This window comes from Shewanella hanedai (genome assembly GCF_007197645.1).
Lineage (GTDB): Bacteria > Pseudomonadota > Gammaproteobacteria > Enterobacterales > Shewanellaceae > Shewanella > Shewanella hanedai.
On record NZ_VKGK01000023.1, the window covers coordinates 62,768 to 83,823 of the forward strand.

General features: G+C 43.7%; 15 protein-coding genes. 3 read left to right on the top strand and 12 right to left on the bottom strand.

The window, feature by feature from the left end; translation table 11 throughout:
* Positions 1-12 precede the first annotated feature (12 nt).
* Entirely contained in the window at positions 13-1,932 is a 1,920-nt protein-coding gene (locus FN961_RS17515; protein ID WP_144041472.1) for a TRAP transporter permease, read from the bottom strand.
* A gap of 115 nt (positions 1,933-2,047) precedes the next feature.
* Positions 2,048-2,971: a TAXI family TRAP transporter solute-binding subunit gene (locus FN961_RS17520; protein WP_144041473.1), complete on the bottom strand. Its 924-nt coding sequence runs from the start codon at positions 2,969-2,971 to the stop codon at positions 2,048-2,050.
* Between the two features lie 235 nt (positions 2,972-3,206).
* Here FN961_RS17520 and ppiC point away from each other — a divergent pair, with 235 nt between their 5' ends.
* A complete protein-coding gene (ppiC, locus tag FN961_RS17525) occupies positions 3,207-3,485 on the top strand; it encodes a peptidylprolyl isomerase PpiC (RefSeq protein WP_144041474.1) in 279 nt (92 codons plus the stop codon).
* A gap of 1,803 nt (positions 3,486-5,288) precedes the next feature.
* Here the strand turns inward: ppiC and FN961_RS17530 are convergent.
* The 9 genes from FN961_RS17530 to nagB all read right to left on the bottom strand — a co-directional run bounded on the left by FN961_RS17530 (position 5,289) and on the right by nagB (position 17,256).
* Complete coding sequence (locus FN961_RS17530; RefSeq protein WP_144041475.1) at positions 5,289-5,663, bottom strand: PH domain-containing protein; 375 nt, start codon at positions 5,661-5,663, stop codon at positions 5,289-5,291.
* Positions 5,664-5,850: 187 nt separating this feature from the next.
* On the bottom strand, positions 5,851-7,776 hold the full coding sequence (locus tag FN961_RS17535; protein ID WP_144041476.1) for a peptidase U32 family protein: 1,926 nt from the start codon (positions 7,774-7,776) through the stop codon (positions 5,851-5,853).
* An 84-nt stretch (positions 7,777-7,860) separates the two neighbouring features.
* Positions 7,861-8,541, bottom strand: a complete 681-nt coding sequence (locus tag FN961_RS17540) for a nitroreductase family protein (protein WP_144041477.1) — start codon at positions 8,539-8,541, stop codon at positions 7,861-7,863.
* A 160-nt stretch (positions 8,542-8,701) separates the two neighbouring features.
* Positions 8,702-10,840 (bottom strand): TonB-dependent siderophore receptor, encoded by a 2,139-nt coding sequence (locus FN961_RS17545; RefSeq protein WP_144041478.1) that lies wholly within the window; start codon positions 10,838-10,840, stop codon positions 8,702-8,704.
* Between the two features lie 178 nt (positions 10,841-11,018).
* Positions 11,019-12,347 (bottom strand): GGDEF domain-containing protein, encoded by a 1,329-nt coding sequence (locus FN961_RS17550; RefSeq protein WP_144041479.1) that lies wholly within the window; start codon positions 12,345-12,347, stop codon positions 11,019-11,021.
* Between the two features lie 215 nt (positions 12,348-12,562).
* On the bottom strand, positions 12,563-13,096 hold the full coding sequence (locus FN961_RS17555) for an SRPBCC family protein (protein WP_144041480.1): 534 nt from the start codon (positions 13,094-13,096) through the stop codon (positions 12,563-12,565).
* A gap of 231 nt (positions 13,097-13,327) precedes the next feature.
* On the bottom strand, positions 13,328-13,816 hold the full coding sequence (locus FN961_RS17560) for a hypothetical protein (protein ID WP_144041481.1): 489 nt from the start codon (positions 13,814-13,816) through the stop codon (positions 13,328-13,330).
* Positions 13,817-13,825: 9 nt separating this feature from the next.
* Positions 13,826-15,952 (bottom strand): LruC domain-containing protein, encoded by a 2,127-nt coding sequence (locus tag FN961_RS17565; protein WP_144041482.1) that lies wholly within the window; start codon positions 15,950-15,952, stop codon positions 13,826-13,828.
* Positions 15,953-16,464: 512 nt separating this feature from the next.
* Positions 16,465-17,256 (bottom strand): glucosamine-6-phosphate deaminase, encoded by a 792-nt coding sequence (gene nagB / locus FN961_RS17570; protein ID WP_144041483.1) that lies wholly within the window; start codon positions 17,254-17,256, stop codon positions 16,465-16,467.
* A gap of 297 nt (positions 17,257-17,553) precedes the next feature.
* Here nagB and FN961_RS17575 point away from each other — a divergent pair, with 297 nt between their 5' ends.
* Together FN961_RS17575 and FN961_RS17580 are read left to right on the top strand one after the other, a co-directional pair.
* Positions 17,554-18,171 (top strand): pseudouridine synthase, encoded by a 618-nt coding sequence (locus tag FN961_RS17575; protein WP_144041484.1) that lies wholly within the window; start codon positions 17,554-17,556, stop codon positions 18,169-18,171.
* A 125-nt stretch (positions 18,172-18,296) separates the two neighbouring features.
* Entirely contained in the window at positions 18,297-19,382 is a 1,086-nt protein-coding gene (locus FN961_RS17580; protein WP_144041485.1) for a PQQ-dependent sugar dehydrogenase, read from the top strand.
* Between the two features lie 81 nt (positions 19,383-19,463).
* On the opposite strand, the gene lysS is transcribed toward FN961_RS17580, so the two are convergent.
* On the bottom strand, positions 19,464-20,969 hold the full coding sequence (gene lysS, locus FN961_RS17585; protein ID WP_144041486.1) for a lysine--tRNA ligase: 1,506 nt from the start codon (positions 20,967-20,969) through the stop codon (positions 19,464-19,466).
* Positions 20,970-21,056: the final 87 nt, after the last annotated feature.

Consider the following 21,056-nt stretch of genomic DNA (forward strand, 5'->3'; position numbering starts at 1 on the left):
CGTCCTAGCAAGCTAGCCTACTTTTATCACATCTCGTGTTTTCCACTGCAGAACAATCAAACCCGCAAGCAGCAATATGCCAATAACACCCGTTCCCAATGGATTGAGTTGAATTAACGGCACTGTCATCAGAGCAACAACTCTTTCTACTGTCGATAATCGACGCAGCAGGTATCCCTCGATTGAGATGGCAATTGCGATAATGATGGCCGCTGTTTGTGCGATGGCAAAGATGAACTCAAACACACTGGCTTCAGAGTTAAGCAGATCCGTGTACGCCATCATGATAGGAATAATAAACAGACCACCTGCGAGCTTAAATGCCTCAACTGATGACTGCATTGGATTAGCATTGGCCACACCAGCGCCCGCAAACGCGGCTAATGCAATGGGTGGGGTCACATTCGATGTTTGCGACAACCAGAATACAATAAGGTGTGCGGTTAACAGAGGTAAGCCGAAATCCCCCAACATAGGCACAGCCATCACAGCCAGTACTATATAGGCCGCTGTAACAGGAAGTCCCATGCCGAGTATTAGCGCCACAATGCTGATAAGACCGAGTGCCACCAACATGTAACCACCGGAAAACGCCATGACGAACTGGGTAAACTGTAAGCCAATGCCAGTCTGCCCTACCACACCAACAATGATCCCTGCCGCGCCGCAAGCTGCTGAGATCGGCAGCGCCATCAAAGCACCGTTTTTCATGCCTGCGATAAATTTAGTTAGCCCGATACGGCTGTGCTTACGTAAGGCAGCTGTCACTAAGATAGCGGCGCAACCTGCGACTCCAACCAATAATGGCGAATAAGCCATCATCAACAGCGTGGTAATTAATGCCAGTGGAATTAAGTGGTGAGCGCCTTGTTTCATCACAGTAATCACCGCTTCGGTACGACTCACAGCTTGTAGATTTAACTTACACGCCATTAGGTGCACATAGAGCAGTGTGCAAAAGAAATAGAGGATAGCAGGCGCGATGGAAGCCAGCATGATCTCACTGTAGGGAACGCCAGTAAACTGAGCCATCACGAAAGCCCCCGCGCCCATGATGGGCGGCATGATCTGCCCACCAGTGGAAGCTGCGGCCTCAATACCTGCCGCCTGCTCAGGTTTGTACCCCAGCTTTTTCATCATCGGAATGGTGACTGAACCTGTGGTCACCGTATTGGCAATGGCCGAACCAGAAATAGAGCCTAAACCAGCGGAAGCCAGCACTGCAGCTTTTGCTGGACCACCTCGATATTTCCCAGCGATAGAGAAAGCCAAATCGATAAAGAACTTACCCGCCCCCGTCACTTCCAAGAACGCGCCAAAGAGCACAAAGATAAAGACCGTTGTTGCCGCAATACCCAAGGCTGAACCAAATACGCCATTGGCTGAATAGATCTGAAACTGAATCAACTCCTGCAACGAATAGGATTTAGTCCCAAGCGCATCAGGGAGTAGATCGCCAAAGGCGCTGTAAGCAAGAAAGAGTGATGCGATCAACACCATGACCCAACCGACAGTGCGTCGACATCCTTCCATCAAAAGTGCAATCAACATGACACCAGCGACTAAGTCTTCAGTCCCCAGCCCATAAAGAAGATGATCAATATCATTGTAATCAAATATCGACATCCGATATACGGCAAACAGCGCCAGCCCACACAGCATGAGATCGAATACTCTTCCGGGCAGGTATAACGGACTGTGACGGTTTTTCACCAGAGGATAATGCAGAAAAATCAGCACCAATACCCAACACAGATGCACTGGCCTGAAATAGGTCGCAGAGATGGTCGACGTGATCCCCTGCCAGATCTGAAAAGCCGACAGCGCCACCGCAGTGATCAGCACCAGATAACCAAGTAGCTTTATCGTCCGCTCTTTAGCCAAGCTTAAATCTGGGTCACTCTCGGAGAGCCGATCAGAATGAGGAACCATCTTTTTTATCCTCTTGTTACTTTATTATTGTTTTGGAGAATCAGTTTTGGAGAATCTAGGGAAAGGAAAAATAATCCAGAGTTGAAACGTCACATTTCAACTCTGCTTTCATCGGTTACTGCAGTGAATCAAAATACTTTTGTGCCCCCGCATGTAGAGGTACACCTTCAAGACGGGTTGCATTTTCTGGGGTCGTCATATCAGCAGCTTTTACCACTTTACGCACCTGTTCAATGTTCTCAAATGTCGATTTAGTCAGGTTGTAAGCCATCTCATCACTCATCTTGGCATTCACCACCAACACATTCCAGACACTCAATGTCGGCACCGCTGACACCTGATTGTAGGTATCTGCTGGGATGGTATAACTACTATAAGCTGGGAATGCGTTAATAAAAGCCGCACTCTCTTTATCTGAAATGGGTAAGATATTAATGTCATGGGTTAACGCAACTTGAGTGACCGCACCTACCCCTTGTCCACCAACAATAAAACCTGCATCAATTTGACCATTCGCTAGCGCATTAGTGGTTTCAGAGTAATTAAGGTATACCGCATCAATATCCTTCTTTACATCGATACCGATGGACTCAAGCAGCGCCGCCGAAGTCACCGCCGTACCGCTGGCTGGTGCACCAAGCGAAATACGCTTACCTTTGAGATCAGCCAAAGACGTGATTCCTGATTTATCTAAGGTCAATGCATGCACTAAGTTAGGGTAAAGGGCGAACAAGGTCTTAACGGGTAGCTTGCCCTTAAACTTCCCCTCACCTTTATAGGCATCCAATACCACATTGCCCATCGCAATGCCTGCAATCATGTCGCCACGAACCACCTTAATGGTGTTCTCAACTGACGCAGCGGTCACCTCCGCTTTCACGTTTACATCAGGAACCTGTTCAGACCATACCTTAGCTAACGCGCCCCCAAATGGATAATAGACACCACTTTGCCCACCCGTTCCGATAGAGTAGTTTTCAGCATTGGCAGCTGACGATATGACACACAGTAACGCGAGAGTAAGCGCACGATAAAACATAGGTTTCCCCTTAAAGAGATAGGATACTTTTATTCTTAAATGGGTTCTTAGATTGAATCTTAGATTCGGCCAAAAACCCTTAATTATTAGTGGTTTTATACTTGAATTCGGTAACGATATTCACTTAAGGGCCAGTTAATGTCAAGACATCGAATGGTCTAAATAGATAGGTTCTTATCCTCATTCTCGGTATAATCCGTAATCAGTATTTACTATCGATTCAGAGTTAACAAACATGTCAAAAACCGCTTGCGCGCTGCATATTTTGGTCAAACATAAAGAACTGGCCGAAGATATTATTCAAAAACTCAATAAAGGCGCAAAGTTTGATGTACTTGCCAAGAAACACTCAAGTTGTCCATCAGGCAAAAAAGGCGGCAGCCTAGGCGAATTTAAGCGAGGCCAGATGGTGCCAGCGTTTGATAAAGTCTGCTTCAACGAAGCACTCATCACACCTCACCTAGTAAAAACCAAATTCGGTTGGCATGTGATTAAGGTGCTATATCGCACTTAATGACGATATAGCCGTTTTCTCGCTAAGTTGGCAAGCCTTCGAATGAAGGCTGATGACATTTCATATTCATGGTGATGATAACCAGCCGTCATCCTGAACTTGTTTCAGGATCCAGCTTGAAGCTTGTGAATTAGTTGGTATTAGAAGCTGTGTTTAAAGGCCTCTACTACATCGCTATCTATCGCCTGCCGCATCTACACCTGTTCATCTACCTCTTCGATTTGGCTTTTGATTATTGTAATCTGTTCTCCTCTCCGTGGCCCTCCGTGCTCCAACAACGTCCCTGTTTAACGGCCAGTTCGGTAAAATATGTCCATATACAAAAGCCAGTTCAGCATCCGTGCTTCTCGTTCATTAGCCATGGCTTTGCCATATTCGCGGTGGTGGAAGCTTGTTGGTCTTCGAATGAAGGCTGATGACAATTTCTGGTCTGGTTCATTTGGCTTTATTGTTATCGGGTTGAGCCTTTGAAGGTCATGCTTTCATCGTTATCTATCGCTTCCTAACGGACGAATGTGCGCATGGCTTTGTCATATTCGCCGTGATGGATAACTTTGTTTAGACTGCTTAGCTAAAAACCAAAAGCGTATTCTCACCACGGAGCGCTACGCTTCACGGAGATCACGGAGGTAAAGATGGAGGTAAATCTACTTTGAAGAGTGTTATGTTTTGCTTCATCGCTAGTTATCGCTTCGGTTTAACTTGTGATGTTGTGATTTGTTTTTGCTCTTCTCCGTGGTCTCTGTGTCCTCCGTGGTGAAAGCTTGTTAGCCTTCGAGTGAAAAATGATTACATTTACTGATTTAGCTTCTGGCTGAGTTGGTATTGAGCTGGACTGTTGAAGGTTGTACCTTCATTATCATATATTGCCTGCCGCAGGTGCCGTGCAAGGATGCACCAATGTCGTGATCACATGGATGTGAAAGAACGACCTTATGTGCAAGTAATCTCTAGGTACGCTGGCTCTTTATTTTATAAGAATCATTCTGGCCGCTTTACGGTTTCCAATAATCTCCTTGTTAAACTGCCAGTTCGTATCTGCCAGACAGGAAGTCTCAATGTCGTGAAGGACAGGAGCCTGAGAACGACCCAACCTCACGCTCAAAGAGTTGCAATTGGTGCAACTTCGCCCTGAAATCGAAACTCGCAGTCTCATCAACGCCTATTCATCTATCTCTTCGATTTGATTTTATAGTGAAACTAAAAAAAGGATAAAATACAGCCAGCTATAACTCCTTAGCTGCTAATCACTGCAAACTACATGTTGCCCTTAAAAATATCAATGATGTCAAAAATCGGGCGCACTGTGTCATATTAAGGTAATAAAAATAAGGGTATAGATGGTTTGAATACCGTAGCTGGAATGAGGCTCACACTTATTTTAATAAAATTAAAGTTCTACCTACAATTAAAAAATAAAGGGATCGTAACCAATTGAAACATGACGACTCCAAACATTGCTGCAGGTTACAACAATTCCCCTTTGGAAGTTATCGAAGTACATAGACAAAAATACCGTCAAACCATCATGGATGATGGTTTAGGCTCGGAGCTACAAGGATGTAGCATCTGAGCCGTTAGGCTATTTTAGTTGAAGTATGAGACCCGTAATCAATGCATTTAACTTCGCAGGGGCGTCATAGGTGAATGCAAGGAGGATGAGGACGAGCAGTCCTCCTTGCCCAGGTGTGGAATGGAATTCCACGACGTTAATTGTTAGGCGCAGTCTAACTATAAAGATTCAAGCGAAGCTTGATTAACGAAAAGAGACTTGAACCTTGTTATCCAACAAGTCACATAAACCTAAAGAGAAAAGTTGGCGATGGTCTTTTGAATGCCGACCACATCGGTGCCTTTTTTAAGCTCTTTCACTAGTGGTTCTTTCTGGCCTGAGATCCACAGTTTCAACTCTGAATCCATGTCGAATCGTCCCGCAGTTTCCACTTCAAAATGGGTGATGGCCTTGTAGGGAATAGAATGGTAGCTAACTTTCTTGCCAGTTAGACCTTGCTTGTCGATTAGGATGAGGCGCTTGTTGGTAAACACAAACATGTCTCTAATGACTTTATAAGCCAAGTGCAGTTGTTCATTGTCACCCATGATAGGGGCTAACTCTTCGGTTAACTCTTCTAAATTGACTTCTGATGCGTTGCCCATTAACGAATCTAATAATCCCATGCTGCTTCCCTTAATTACTTAAAAAAACAACATAGCACGTTATAACCACTTAGCAAAAGAACGCCGCTATGTGTAAATAGTCGACGCTCTTGAAGATATTGATAATCGCTAACCTAGCGAGTTAATTCGCTTTATTCACAACGGATTATCTAATTAATGGCTGATTATCTAGTTAATGACTGATTATCTAGTTAATGACTTCTCTGCCGTCGCTCTTAACCTGGCGGTTAGCACCAACCACCATCATTTCGCACTTAGGGCAGTCAAATACCAACTTTAATACATCTTTACCGATCTCTAAAATCATAGGTTCAGCTTTAATACCTGGCACCTCTTTAGGGCACAAATTAAAGTTAAAGCGTAAACAGTGTTTGGTCACCATTAATGGCACCTCTTCTGTAATGCCATTCTTCTCGTAAGTGTCTTCAATTTCAATCACTCCATGTTGCATATAGAAATCTTTTGATTTCTGATTCGCCACATTTGAGAGATAGCTAAGATGCTTGGTTGGGTACATGGCGTCTAAATTATGCTTCCAAGGCTTAGGTCTTTCGTATTCATCAACACGCGCTTGCTCTAATGCCTCGACCACATCACGTCTAAGACCGTTGATGATGGATGCTGGAGCAAACCAGACTTGCTCTGTCTCTATGCTGATCTGTCTCGCCACAAAATCGGTGCTGCCTAGCTTTGCTAGTTGCTTGCGCAGTTTGACGCTCGCGGCCTCTTGATCGTTGGCAGACTGCTTATCCATGGCCAAAGTCACGCTACCTTGATGGCCGTAAACATCGGTCATGGTCATTTGAATACCGTCAGCGGTATCGGTTAATTTGATATCCACTTCGATAGTGCGCTTAGAGGAATCTTTTGCTAATACGGCCTCAAAAGCCTGATCGCGGTTTCGATAAATCGTCATGCCAACTTCAAGATCACCCGGCACTGTCAGCACATGTAACATATGGCCTTCGGCGCGATTCACTCGTAAACCTTGAAGCTTATCGTCAGACTGTTTCGCGGTGGCGTAGTTGGCAGGGAAGTAGCACAGGCCGTCACCGTTATTGAAACTGTGTGTCGATTCCACTTCAATAAAGTCTTTGCCTAAGCGCTTAACCGTCGCGACCTCTTCACCTATGTATTTAGGCGAGCGGAAATCACTCACGCCTTGGCTACGTTCGTTAACAAAATAATCGGTACGACCACGGTTAAAGGTTTTTTCAACATTCGGTGTAAAGCTATGAACAGAGCGGCCATGTGATGACGCGTGAAACTCTGGACGACGAGCGATGATCTTATCCAGTTCTTGTCGGTAATGAGCCGTGATATTTTTAACGTAGTTGACATCTTTTAGGCGGCCTTCGATCTTAAATGAACGCACACCAGCGTCAATCAAGGCTTCGAGGTTATCGGTCTGATTATTGTCTTTTAATGATAATAGATGTTCATTTTCAGCCAGTACTTCACCTTGACGGGTCTTAAGTTCACCCGGTAAACGGCACATCTGCGAGCATTCACCACGGTTAGCGCTGCGATTACTGAAAGCGTGGCTTAAGTTACACAAACCTGAATAGGCAACGCAGAGCGCACCATGGATAAAGAATTCGAGCTGCATCTTAGTGTGAGCCGCGACTTCACGAATTTGGCTTAAGCCAAGCTCACGAGCAAGCACCACTTGTGAGAATCCAACCTGCTCTAAAAAGACCACCTTCTCCGCAGTACGGTTATCCATCTGCGTACTGGCATGCAAGGCAATCGGTGGCAAATCGAGCTGTAGCACGCCCATGTCTTGAACAATTAGTGCATCGGCGCCAGCTTCATAAAGCTGCCAAATTAACTTTTCAACACCAGCAAGTTCATCGTCCATCAAAATGGTATTGAGCGCGACAAACACCTGAGCATGGTATTTATGAGCAAAAGTACACAAACGAGCAATGTCTTCAACACTGTTGCCAGCGGTCGCTCGTGCACCAAAATCTGGACCACCAATATAGACTGCATCGGCACCATGTAGAATTGCTTCCATACCAAATTCGGCATTTTTTGCCGGGGCAAGCAGTTCTAATCGGTTCGACATATGCGACACATCGTCTGGGGTAAAGATGCTAGCTTTGCTCATAAAATCACTCTAAAGGTAAACCCGTCATTTTGGAGGGGCATTATAGCAAAGAAGTTTGTAAGATTGGGATCCGCTAATATAAATTCACATAAAGGTGCAGACATCTGCAATCGACTTCTTCTTGGTCGCATGGTCAGGTATGCTTGCGCCTTCGTCTGGGTAGCCTGCCACAATTAACATATAGGGGCGATCGACATCAGTATCGCGACCACAAACCTTACTCAAAAAAGACATAGGCTTAGGCGTATGAGTCAAGGTGCCGAGGCCTGCATGATGCAGCGCTTGCAATAGAAATCCGGTGGCGATCCCCACTGATTCATGCACGTAATAGTTGGTCTTACTGTCATCATTATCCATGCCGCCACGTTTTTGAGAAAACACAGCTATAAGCCAAGGAGCACGTTCTAGATAAGACTTATTAGCGTCAGTCCCTAGTGGTTTCAATGCTTCCAACCACTCCTCACCACCACGCCCTTCATAAAATGAACGCTCTAATGCCTCAGCTTCGTGCCGAATTTGCGCTTTAACTTTAGGATCGTTGATCGCAACGAAATGCCAAGGCTGATGATTGGCACCACTTGGCGCGGTTGCAGCCGTTTGAATACATTGCTCGATAATGGCTTGGGGAACGGCTCTATCTGAAAACTGGCGAATACTGTGACGGCGTTTAACCTCTTGATAATGAGCTTGTGCTCTGGCGAGCATCTCCTCTTGACCATATTCAATAAAATCTGTCAGGGGATGATGGGCTTCTGTCTCTTTCATGACGATCCTTGTTTGCTATTTTATTATTGTTCTATGTTTCGTAATTGCTTCCAACGTTACCAAAAATACAGAGAAAGACCAGTAACACTTTGTTGTAAAATTAGAAGTACAGATAAGAAAATGGAGCCTTAAGGCTCCATTTTCTTCACAACGATAGCGATTAGAATTTATATCTTAGGTTCGCTGTAATAGTACGACGTTGACCGTAGAAACAATCACCACGCGCCAAACAACTGGTAATGACGGTTTCGTCGGTGAGGTTATCAATATTTAAACTCAAATCGATATCACTAAACTCATAACCTAACATCAAATCAAACAAGTGATACGCTTCTGTGTTTAACGCAGTGTGCACTCGAGTGCCACCAGGCGTTAAGACATCAACACTGCCATCAGAGGTCTCGCCCACATAACGGAATCCAACACCCGCCTTAAATCCATGCCAAAAAGATTGCGGACGATAGGTCAGCCAAGTCGACAACATATGATCAGGCATAGCAGCAAGTTTAGCGTCAACTTCTCCGACTTTATTGGTGTGTTTTTCTGAATCTGTGTAGGCGTAGCTTGCGTAAACATCGATCTCTTCCCACTCAAGCTGAGCTTCCAGTTCTAAGCCCTGGATCTGAACCTCGCCAAGTTGGCTGGTCAAATTAGGGCCAGCTGACTGTTTACGATTCTTATCCGTGATATCAAAAATAGCAGCAGTAAACAGGTGCTCTGTACCCGAAGGCTGATACTTAACACCAAGCTCATACTGCTCCCCTTCTTGCGGCTTAAACGCTATTCCTTGTTCATTCGAGCCATAAATAGGCTGGAATGATTGGGCGTAACTGACATAAGGGGCGATACCTGAATCGAAGCTATACATTAAGCCTAAGCGGCCAGTTGTTGCAGTTTGATCTTGCTTACCATTACTAACTGTATTCGACTCAACCCAGTCATGGCGTAGTGCACCACTCACAATAAATTGGCCAAATTTGATTGAATCTTGTAGGTAGACTCCTAGCTGATTATTGTTCTCACCGGGGGTATCAGGTATGTCATCTCCAGTTGGCAGAGAGCCAATATTTAAGCCATATTTGGGATTATAGAGATCAAGTAAACCGCCAGCACCAGGAATGTACAGTCGGTCAGTATCAGTATCGACATCCTGATAATCAACACCGAAGGTGAGATTATGTTCTACAGAACCTGTATCAAATTCGGCTTGCAGGCGTAAATCTGATGTCAAAGCTTGCGCGCTTGAGTCGCTCATACTGACATTGCGTAGAATTGAGCGTCCATCATCTTGAAACTTTGGCGGCCATGCGAACATCGTCCGATAAGTGGCTTTGCTATCAACGTAGCGACTGTTCCAATGAAGTGACATATAGTCGTTAAGCTCTTGCTCCAAGAGGAAAGTGACCGATACCTGTTCAGTATCATACTGATCCCATCCCGGCTCACTGACAAAGCGTGAACTTGAAATTTGACCATTAGGAGCTGGCAATAGCGTGCCCTCGTGGGGGAAGAACTGTGTACTCGAACCTGACTCGTTTTTCTGAATGTTAGCCAGTAACGTCAACTTAGTCGTATCAGTAGCGTACCAAGTGATTGCAGGGGCTATAAAATAGCTATCGTCATCAACATAATCTGTTTGGGTCTCACTATCGCGATATAAACCCGTCAGGCGATAAAGCACAGATTCATCATCATTAAGTGAACCCGTCACATCTCCAGCTAACTGTTTACGATTATAATTGCCCACCTGCGCCCAGATCTCGCCCTGTTGTTCGGCTTCTGGACGTTTGGTCACCATATTGATGATACCGCCCGTAGAGCCCTGACCGTAAAGCACCGAAGAGGGCCCTTTTAAGATCTCAACCTGTTGCAGCATATAAGGGTTGGTTCGAACGTTATTGTAATTACCAAACATCATCTGCAAACCATCTTGATACAACAATGGTGATACGCCTCTCACTTGAGCCCAATCACCTCGGGTGTCAACGCCGAATGGACCATTATAAACGCCAGCAACGTAACCAATAGCGTCCTGAAGACTTTCAGCCCCGAGATCGGTAATGCGCTTTTCTGTTAATACCGAAATTGAAGAGGGAGTTTCGATAATGGGCATATCCGTTTTTGATGCTGATGCACTCACATAGGAGATAAGGCCTTTACCACTAATCGTGATCACCTCCATCTCAGTTTCATCGACTTGCATGTCAGGATTTTTCTCTGACGCGTATGCTTGGCTCGATAATGCAATACTAAGTGCGATTAACAGTGCCGGATATTTTAGCGTTAAATGGTGGTCCATATTTCTGCCTCTATAAGCTGTAAAAGGTGCCCTTTGGAAATGTGGCGAGACAGTAATACAGTTGCGAATAATTATCAATTGTATTTACAATTGATATCATATTGGTAATAGCTGCAAACTTTAAACAGGGAAAACTGATATATATGTATATGAAATCAATGGCCAATCAAGATGTAATCTAGCTGAATGTAACGATGCAATTCCGTCCGCTGCTTTTAGCTTGATAAAGTGCCTTATCAGCAAGTTCAAACAGCTGTTCAAACTGTAATTTCTTGTGTGGATGCATGCTCGCAACCCCAATACTCATGGTCACAAAGGACCTTGTTGGTGAAGTTTCATGAGGAATGGCAAGTTCTGTTAACCGCTGAATATCCAACTCTAAACGTGGTAAAACTTGCTCGATATTTCGATTTGCAATAATAACGGCAAACTCCTCTCCCCCGATTCTAGCCGCTAAGCATTTCTCTTCAGGTAAGAGAGTTTTCCAAAACTCAGCCACTCTTTGCAAGCATTTATCACCCGTTTGATGACCATAAAAATCGTTATATTTTTTGAAATGATCAACATCACCCAGCACAAGGGTGATCGCTTCTCCTGACTCAAGGCCTGCCGCATATAGCTCACTTGCATAATCATCATACTTTCTTCGATTTGCCAATCCTGTTAAGTGATCGTAATGGGAAAGATTAATCAATTTTTGATTATCTTCTATCAACAACTTCGTTGCTTTTTCCTGCTTACCCAACTCAGCGATTAACCGCACTCTGGAACTGAAAATAACTTGACTTAATGCCATCGGAGTATTAATAAATCGGTTTAGATTACCTCGGTATAAGCAGTAAAAAACCAATAAAGGAACACTAAAAGAGAGCGCTAAAATAAACTTACCGCTAAGGTTACTTATCATTATCGGGACAAGTTCAGGTGATATCCCGATCACTATCACAGGAAATAGAATGCCATCGAGACATATCACAAACACGAACGCCACAGAATAAAGTACCATCAAATACTTGGGGCTTTTGATGGCGTGCTTCGTTTTGATAAAAATAAACATCAGAATAAGAAACTCAGTCGCAATCAGTACGCCACCGAGTATCAGGACGCCAAGGGAGGTATCGAACAATTGAGCATCCACGTTAAATGGATTAACAACTAGAGCATTTTCTAAGGTATACAGCAGAAACTCAAAGCCCAAAAATACAAATAGATTGATAAAAATCAGTAGCTTTATTAAATAGTTAAATATTAATACCTTGCGCTCCATGATAAACAGCATGACTGCAGACATCATAAAAGAGCCATAGGCTAAATTGCCACCGGAAAGATATATATTATCAGTAAGTTGAAATGAATATAGGCTACCTAACACGCCACCAATAACCAGAATAATGCTTAAATATGAGTAAAAACCAATGCGACGCATAACTGGGGTTAATGATGAGAGAAACAGCGGGAAAATCGAGAACAGGACAACATTAATGGTTAAGGCTAAATAAACGCTCATAGAAAATACAGTTGTCAACAACACTTAGGATAAATGTATATTTCATGCTAAGTAAATTAAATATGACACTTTATTAAACTACTAAAAGACTAGGTCTTAGATTAATAATTACCTATCTTAACCGTTTTATGCATAACTCAGCCTAAGGCAGTGTAAAGAAGAACAAACAAAATGGCGCTTTCTCAAACACTCACTAAGTGAATCCTCGCTCAACTTTACTGCTCCAAAGTCTCTTTTAAAGACTCAAGCCCTTGAGTGAGATCTTTACTTATCATGCCCTCAAAATCCATAAAGAGCATCATCAGATTCATGGGATAATCCATGTGCCCCTCAAAGCCCCACGTCACTTTAGTGATATCTTGAGTAACGGATTCACAGGACATAAACGCGGGAGAAATGGCCTCAAAAGGAGAGATAAACCTTAGCTCATAGTCGATACGCTTCCCGTCCTCAATCTTAATAATCTCCTGCTCCCCGACACCAACCTCTTCATTCAAGCTTGACCATCCTGAAACAAAACCTACGGTGCCATCAACTCCTTGATGTGTTTTTTCCATGTTAGGATCGATATTTGCCCAAACACTGTAATTATCTTGGTTTTTAAGATATTTAATATAATCAAAAACCTCAGTCACAGGTTTATCGATAGTGACTGACGTCACCACCGCATAATCTTGCTTAACAAACAGAGCGATGATTAACGGCAACGCAATAATAAGAGTTAGTAAGATTAATATTTTTTTCAACATGCTCTTCTCCACTTAAAATGACTCTATTACTCAACATAAAATAATGCCCATCGTTTAGCAAATGTGGCCGATATCTATAAAAAGCTTAGAGCAATGACACTTTATTGCTGGAGATTTATCGGTCGAACAAGCTGAATTGTTGGGTTTCATTGACCCGACGTGATTGTGCTCATGGAGTTTACAGCTGAAATAAAAATGCCTCCGAGCGGAGGCATTTGATCAACACATTATTTAGAGCACAGCGTTTACCACGCCATTGACAATATCTAACTGCTTTTTAACTTCAGTTCCTATCGCTGCTGGGTACCAAATCTCAACCCAAACTTTATCCAAATGATTGGGGACCATGATGTTACTTTTGAATTCAACACCCGCATTCATTGGCGTACGGATGATCTGAGAATTGTAATCCACAACCCCATTATTAAATTCAGTGTACACCGACATAAATCCCCGTTCAGTTTGTGAACTTGCAACGGAGAGGTTGAAGGAAACCTCTCTCTCCGTAGTGAAATCAAATCCGTCTGGGATTAACAAATCACTGGTATTCACCGGTCCACCTCCACTGTCAGGTGTCGTTGTTACCGGTGGAGTAACAACGGGCGGTGTCGTCACGGGTGGTGGACTGACAACTTCCGGCGTTGATTCCTCACCTCCCCCACCACAAGCTGAAAGCAAAACGAGGGTGACAGTGCTTAGTAATAGATTAATCGTTTTCATATATCCTCCTTATTGGTCATCTGCCGTTGTCCAGGTTTTAGTTGCATCAGGGTCGAGATACCAAGTTTGCTTATCTGTACCGCCTGAGGTTGCCCATTCTGCAAAGTCTGGGTACGCGTGACTAATATCGACGTACTCAGATGGATGATTCCAAGGAACAGAAATCAAAATCCCCCATGGTAAGTTTTCACTGGTACGATAATATTTGCCAATTGCAGGGTCTGAATCATCTTGAGCGATACCGTAGTAGTCTGAAACCAAGGTGCCTCTGGTTGTTGGTGGAAAGTCAGCGGTGTGAATTTCTAACTCTTTTCCTGGAGGACTAGAGAAGCTAGAACCATGATAAAGTCCCTCACCGGGTCCGAAAATGAATGGATCATATCCCCCTAGAGGCATGACTGAACTCACACTCGGCTCATCGCCCACATTAAACGGCAGAGAGATACTGAATGTCATTTGTTCAGCCTCTAACGCTGCACCACAAGTAGGATTAGTACGATGGAACAGACACTCTGGATTAATCGGTATATCGTTTCGTAGATTCAAAGAGGCAACAACAACGAGATCCTGCCCTGCTGGTACATCTGCGTAATCTTTCTCTTCGCCTGTGAATGGCGAAATATTTGCTCGAGTGGCTCCATTTCTCATCACACGGGACAGTTGGAGGTTAACCTCTGACTCAGTAAAACCTTCGAGCTTCCACCCTAAACCATTACCATAAGAGGCACCGTAAGCAGTGATATTACCGTTGATATCGAATCGTAATACTTTGTCATCTTTAATGATGATGGTTGTACGGTAATAGGCTACTACGTCGTTGACATCAAAATCACCGACTTCCGGCCAGTTATCTTCAAAGGCTGCAGTGTAAAAGCCTGAATGCTGAATAGTGGTGCCTAAGTCGGTGACATTGAACACGTAATCCTCGACTTCACCATCACCAACATAACCGCTGCTTGGGATATTAGGGCTACTAGAAACACGGAAACGGGTTTGGGCTTGGCCAACTACCGCATCATCCCCAACACGAATAGGGATAACCTGCAGTCCGTTGCTGACCGCATAGTTAGTAATGATTTGTTCATCTTCATCAAAACTGCCATTCATATCCCAGTCAGCCCAAGCTTGTAAGTAGCCTTCGCCAAAGACGCTAACATTGATTAGCGCATCTAAGCCTATTTCAAGGTTAGTTAGTAGCGTGATGCCGTCATCGTCGTTCCCGTCTATATCTAAGTCATCACCTGTTGACCCAAGACTTGGTTGGCCATCATCATCAGCGTCAATGTTAGATCCAAGGTACAAACTAGACGATATTGCATGCTCTGCACCGTTACTAGCCTGCAGCGTGTTGTATTCGTTAGGCGCGTCGCCAAAATCTGACGAATTAGAACTGGTAACCGGATCGGTGAAACCACTTAACTCCCAATTACCGTCAAAAGCAGAAAAGATAGGGTTTGGCAGGTAACTGTTTGAAGCTGTAACGGTTTCAAATTGAAGCGTTATTGCTGATGTGTTCTTGTATGTAAATTTTACAGCACCTGATGTGTTTGTTTCACTAAAGTTAGTGCCAGGACCACTGAACAATACTGACAGACCATCAACGCTTTCCTCAGCAGTGAGACTGGCAGCTGCTGTGCCGGTTTGGTAGCTGAAGAACCCTTCACTTTTGAAAACACGTACTTGTTCAGATTGCACGGGTTCACCATCAATGTCATAACCAATCATATCGAATTCTGGAATAGTGTAAGGCACCGAGAAGGTGGCAGAAAGGCCAGCTGTACCATCAAAAAATTCAAACTTGTAGATAAGACCAGCAGCCCCTGGAGCGGTGGTTTGATAGAGAAAACCAATATCTCCTTCTGGCTCTCCGGCGCCCTCTTTATAATTTGGAGTGTGATAAAGGAAGGTCGCTGCACCAAAAATCGAGCTCGTTACCTTGGCATCGATGGTTTTCCCGTCATGAGTTCCTACATTGAGAAAACGCATGATAGGACCGTCATAGGATGGCCCAAAACCAGTGGATACATTAGTGGTTTCCATTTGGTTAGAGAAATCCAAATCTACTGATTCTGCTGCGATAGGAATACTCGCAACACTCAGGAAAATAAGGGACATAAGTTGATATCTACATTTCATAATAAACCTCTACTTTAATGAGGAGGCAATCCCTCAATACAATTAACAGCTCCATGTACTTGAGATCGCGTCAATAAATAAACATCACTAGATGTAACTGGAGAAATGAAATCTGTTTGACGGTTTGGGATTACATCCACTACAAGTCAGGTAAGAGAATCTTTCATTAATAGCCCCGTTAAAGTCTAGGCAGTAGAGCTAAAGCAAGGTGCATACCAAGAAGTTAACTGATTGAATAAGCAAGATTTTCTATTTTATCCAACGAGAATAAGTCCACTTTTAACCGTTAAATTTTCAAAATGAAAAGCAAGTTGCAAAGCGAACAACCAATGCGAAGGTACTACTTCGCTTAGCTTAAATAGGGAATGAGCAATGAGAGGATTATTAATGTGATGAGATTAAATGTAATGCCCAATAGTTAGAGCGAAGAAATAGTACGCCCACAAAAAAGGACAGCTTCAGCTGCCCTCATTTAACGTAATAGCACCTGTGTTGACACAGGCCATTAGCGACTAGAAGCCTAAACGTGCCATCAATTTCTGATTTTCACTTTCGATGTGCTTATAAAACTCACAATCAGATAATTTAGAGGCCGCTGCTTCATCAATCACCAACACTGCATTTTTGTGAAGTTGCAATGCTGAAGCAGGACAAGATGCAGTCAATGCGCCTTCAACCGTGGCTAAAATCGCATCGGCCTTGTTTTCACCCGTTGCGAGTAAAACCACCTTTCTCGCATCCAAAATAGTGCCTATACCCATGGTGATGGATAGATGAGGTTGGTACTCATCGGTACCAAAGAAGCGCGCATTATCTTCAATTGTCGCTTTGGTCAATGTCTTCACTCGAGTGCGTGACATTAAACCTGATGAAGGCTCATTGAAGCCGATATGACCGTTACGTCCAATGCCTAAAAGTTGAATATCGATACCACCAGCGGCTTCGATTTTCGCTTCGTAGCCATCACAAGCTTGGATCGGATTTTCTGCATCACCTGGTGGCACAAATGTATTCGCTTTATCGATATCGATATGATCAAATAACTGCTCATTCATAAAGTAACGATAGCTTTGAGGGTGAGTGCCTTCTAACCCTAGGTATTCATCTAAATTAAAGGTAGTCACATCTTTAAAAGAGATCTTGTTCGCCTTACTAGCCTCAATCAAACCTTGGTAAAGAGCCAATGGAGTTGAGCCCGTAGCCAAACCTAACACTGAGTCAGCTCTGTTTTGCAGCTGCTTAATAAAAATATTCGCACCATATTCGGCAACTTCAGCACTATTTTTTAAGATGACAATTTGCATTATATAAACTCGCTTTAACGTAGAGCTCAGCTCAAATACGATTGAATAATCGATGTAAGACCAGAAAAATCACGACTACTCCGCCCTTTACCTCAACTTCTAATCCTACAAGTGAGGGGCGAAAGATGCTAATCCCAGTATTTCGTAACATTACTATAACGCCAAATGACAACGCTGTCATTTGTTATTGTAAACAGATGGAAGTGGCAATTTAACTTTGCTTTAAGTCATCGCATCATTGCAGTAAATTTAACGTTATAATACTCCACTCTCTTGACTAAATGATGACAAAAAACCATGCCAGAGGATGATATTCACACTCACTTCCCAGCCCCAGAAGGGTGTCATCACCATTATAAAATCTTTAAACCTCACGGTTTTCTCAGCCAGTTTGTACCTGAAACCAGAAAGAGTAAAAAGCTGCTAGCTGAATTGGCCCACTTTCCCTTAGGCACGATGGCGATTGGTCGATTAGACCATGACTCAGAGGGTCTGTTGTTACTAACAACCAATGGCATGGTTAGCCACCAAGTACGCAGTAAAAAAGTGGAAAAAGAATACTATGTTCAAGTCGATGGTGACATTGATGAACAAGCTATTGCTCGTCTTCAACAAGGGGTAGAAATTGGCATCAAGGGAGAGAAATACCTCACCCTCCCCTGCAAAGTATTCAAACTCGATACAGAGCCAGACTTGCCTAATAATGGCCGCAGAGTGAGAGATCCAAGACACGGACTCATGAGTTGGATCTCTATCACCATCAGTGAAGGAAAAAACCGGCAGATACGCAAGATGACTGCCGCAGCTGGCTTTCCGACCATGAGACTCGTTCGAGTACGCATTGGCGATATACATCTATCAAGGATGCAACCCGGTGAGGTCATTGAGCTTACTGACATAACTAATATCCTATAACGAGCACAAGAGAAATAATTTACGACTTGTTGAATTTTTCAGCTTGAAGTAGCTTATGGTTAACCTGAACATTCTATCTCGAGTTCAGGTTAGTGAACAAACGATTTGCCAAGGATGCCAAGTTAATGAAATTATTACTCACAGCCCTTACAATGCTGTTGCCCACTTTCTGTTATTCGCTGCCTTTAGATAAGATCACTTTGCCTGAAGGATTCAACATCGAACTTTATGCTGAAGGGATTGATAATGCCCGCCAGATGGCGCTAGGCAGCAAGGGCACTTTATTTGTTGGTAGTCGTAAAGCCGGCAAAGTTTACGCCTTAATTGATAGCGACAATAATAAGCAGGCCGACAAGATAATTGATGTCGCGAGCAAACTCTTTATGCCTTCCGGTATTGCTTATCATCAAGGTGATCTTTATGTCGCCGAAGTCGATAAAATATGGCGCTACCCAAATATTGAAGCTTCACTCCCAGAGATCCCAGAACCTGAACTCGTCTTTGATGAACTGCCCAATAAATCACATCATGGCTGGAAGTTCATCGCATTCGGCCCAGATGGTCAGCTGTATATTCCCATTGGTGCTCCCTGTAACGTATGTGAAAGCAAGCCCCCTTTTGCCAGTATCATTAAACTCGATCTCGCCACTAAAAATACCACCTTAGTCGCCGATGGCGTCAGAAATAGTGTTGGTTTTGATTTTCATCCCCAAACAGGTGATTTATGGTTTACCGACAATGGCCGCGACATGATGGGTGACGATCTTCCCGATGATGAACTCAACCATGTCTCAAAAGAAGGACAGTTCTTTGGTTTTCCCTATGTCCATAATGATGACATTGCCGATCCCAAGTTTAGCAATGAGACCAAGGCTAAGTTGAACCATAAACCCGCGTTAAAACTTGGCGCTCATGTGGCATCACTTGGGATGGAGTTCTACCAAGGAAAACAATTTCCAGCAGAATATAAAAACACGATATTTATCGCTGAACATGGTTCTTGGAACCGCAGTAAAAAAGTCGGCTACCGTATCGTTCGAGTGGAACTTGAAGGAGACAAGGTGGTTAATTCAGAGGTCTTTGCCTCAGGCTGGCTACAAGGGGAAGAAAGTTGGGGACGTCCTGTTGCAGTGCTCACCATGCCCGATGGTTCTTTGCTCGTGTCAGATGACGCCGCAGATGCCATATATCGTATTAGTTATAAAAACTGATAATGCCGTTTTTATAACATAAAAAAACCAGCCAATTGGCTGGTTTTTCGATTCAAAACTCAATCAATACACATCCAACGATTAAGTTTGTGGACGCATCGCAGGGAACAGGATCACGTCACGAATAGTATGCGTGTTGGTGAACAACATCACTAGACGATCGATACCGATACCTTGACCCGCTGTTGGCGGTAAACCGTGCTCTAGTGCTCTGATGTAATCAGCGTCATAGAACATTGCTTCATCATCACCGGCATCTTTCGCATCAACCTGTGCTTTGAAGCGATTATCTTGATCTTCTGCATCGTTAAGCTCAGAGAAACCGTTAGCCACTTCACGTCCACCGATAAAGAACTCGAAACGGTCAGTGATGAAATGGTTATCATCGTTACGACGAGCAAGTGGTGAGATATCTGCTGGGTAACCAGTGATAAATGTAGGCTGCATAAGTTGAGTCTCGGCAGTTTCACCAAATATCTCTTCAAGCAACTGACCACATGTCCAGAATTTTTCGATAGTCATGCCTAAGCTCTTAGCCAAGTCACGCATAAACTCAACATCTTTGACTTCTTCATAAGTCATAGACTGGATAGTCGCGTTATCTGGGTTGTACTTCTTAATCGCATCTAACATGCTAAGACGAGCGTATGGACCACCAAAATCTACAGTATGCTCACCATATGGAAGCTGTGGAGAACCGCATAGCTCAGTCGCAATAGAGCTAAGCATCTCTTCAGTCAAATCCATCAGATCATTGAAATCTGCATACGCCATGTAGAATTCCATCATAGTGAATTCTGGGTTATGACGTGGAGACAAGCCTTCGTTACGGAAGTTACGGTTAATTTCGAACACGCGCTCAAAACCACCAACAACTAAACGCTTTAGATAAAGCTCAGGTGCGATACGTAGGTACATCGCCATATCAAGCGCATTGTGATGCGTCTCAAAAGGACGAGCTGAAGCGCCACCTGGAATGCTGTGCATCATCGGAGTTTCAACTTCCATGAACTCTTTCTTCACCATGAAGTTACGAATTGCTGAAACCACTTTAGAACGCATAATAAAGGCATTACGCGACTCTTCATTCACAATCAGGTCAACATAACGCTGGCGATAACGAGTCTCTTGGTCTGTTAGACCGTGGAATTTTTCAGGCAGTGGACGCAGTGCTTTAGTCAGTAACTGGTACTGTTCCATGTTGACATACAAGTCGCCTTTACCTGAAAGGTGAAGTTGACCAGTCACACCGATAATGTCACCAATATCCAGACCTTGGAATGTCTCTTTAAGATCTTTCTGAACATCTTTACCTGCATAAGCCTGAATACGACCACTGACATCTTGGATCACTAAGAAAGGACCACGTTTCGCCATGATACGACCAGCGATACTGCGCTGGATCTCCATGCCTTCAAGTTCTTCTTTGGTGTTATTACCATATTCAGCCTGAATATCTGCCGCTTTATGTTTACGATCGAAGTTATTCGGGTGACCATTTGCAGGACAGTTAGCGCGAATGTGCTCAAGCTTGGCACGACGCTCTGCAATTAACTTATTCTCATCAGGTAATACTTGTTCAGTCATCTTCTTCTCTCGTAAATGTTACGGTTCACACGTTAAAATAAATTAGCTTTCTACAACTGGCCTCCACAGGAATAAGCAACACTCTTG

What these genes read in the sequence shown, in the direction of transcription:
- FN961_RS17540 (WP_144041477.1), bottom strand. Translation starts at nt 8,541, where the DNA reads ATGAAAGAGACAGAAGCCCATCATCCCCTGACAGATTTTATTGAATAT.
- FN961_RS17580 (WP_144041485.1), top strand. Translation starts at nt 18,297, where the DNA reads ATGAAATTATTACTCACAGCCCTTACAATGCTGTTGCCCACTTTCTGT.
- FN961_RS17545 (WP_144041478.1), bottom strand. Translation starts at nt 10,840, where the DNA reads ATGGACCACCATTTAACGCTAAAATATCCGGCACTGTTAATCGCACTT.
- ppiC (WP_144041474.1), top strand. Translation starts at nt 3,207, where the DNA reads ATGTCAAAAACCGCTTGCGCGCTGCATATTTTGGTCAAACATAAAGAA.
- FN961_RS17575 (WP_144041484.1), top strand. Translation starts at nt 17,554, where the DNA reads ATGCCAGAGGATGATATTCACACTCACTTCCCAGCCCCAGAAGGGTGT.
- FN961_RS17565 (WP_144041482.1), bottom strand. Translation starts at nt 15,952, where the DNA reads ATGAAATGTAGATATCAACTTATGTCCCTTATTTTCCTGAGTGTTGCG.
- FN961_RS17560 (WP_144041481.1), bottom strand. Translation starts at nt 13,816, where the DNA reads ATGAAAACGATTAATCTATTACTAAGCACTGTCACCCTCGTTTTGCTT.
- FN961_RS17530 (WP_144041475.1), bottom strand. Translation starts at nt 5,663, where the DNA reads ATGGGATTATTAGATTCGTTAATGGGCAACGCATCAGAAGTCAATTTA.
- FN961_RS17535 (WP_144041476.1), bottom strand. Translation starts at nt 7,776, where the DNA reads ATGAGCAAAGCTAGCATCTTTACCCCAGACGATGTGTCGCATATGTCG.
- FN961_RS17550 (WP_144041479.1), bottom strand. Translation starts at nt 12,347, where the DNA reads ATGAGCGTTTATTTAGCCTTAACCATTAATGTTGTCCTGTTCTCGATT.
- FN961_RS17515 (WP_144041472.1), bottom strand. Translation starts at nt 1,932, where the DNA reads ATGGTTCCTCATTCTGATCGGCTCTCCGAGAGTGACCCAGATTTAAGC.
- FN961_RS17520 (WP_144041473.1), bottom strand. Translation starts at nt 2,971, where the DNA reads ATGTTTTATCGTGCGCTTACTCTCGCGTTACTGTGTGTCATATCGTCA.
- nagB (WP_144041483.1), bottom strand. Translation starts at nt 17,256, where the DNA reads ATGCAAATTGTCATCTTAAAAAATAGTGCTGAAGTTGCCGAATATGGT.
- lysS (WP_144041486.1), bottom strand. Translation starts at nt 20,969, where the DNA reads ATGACTGAACAAGTATTACCTGATGAGAATAAGTTAATTGCAGAGCGT.
- FN961_RS17555 (WP_144041480.1), bottom strand. Translation starts at nt 13,096, where the DNA reads ATGTTGAAAAAAATATTAATCTTACTAACTCTTATTATTGCGTTGCCG.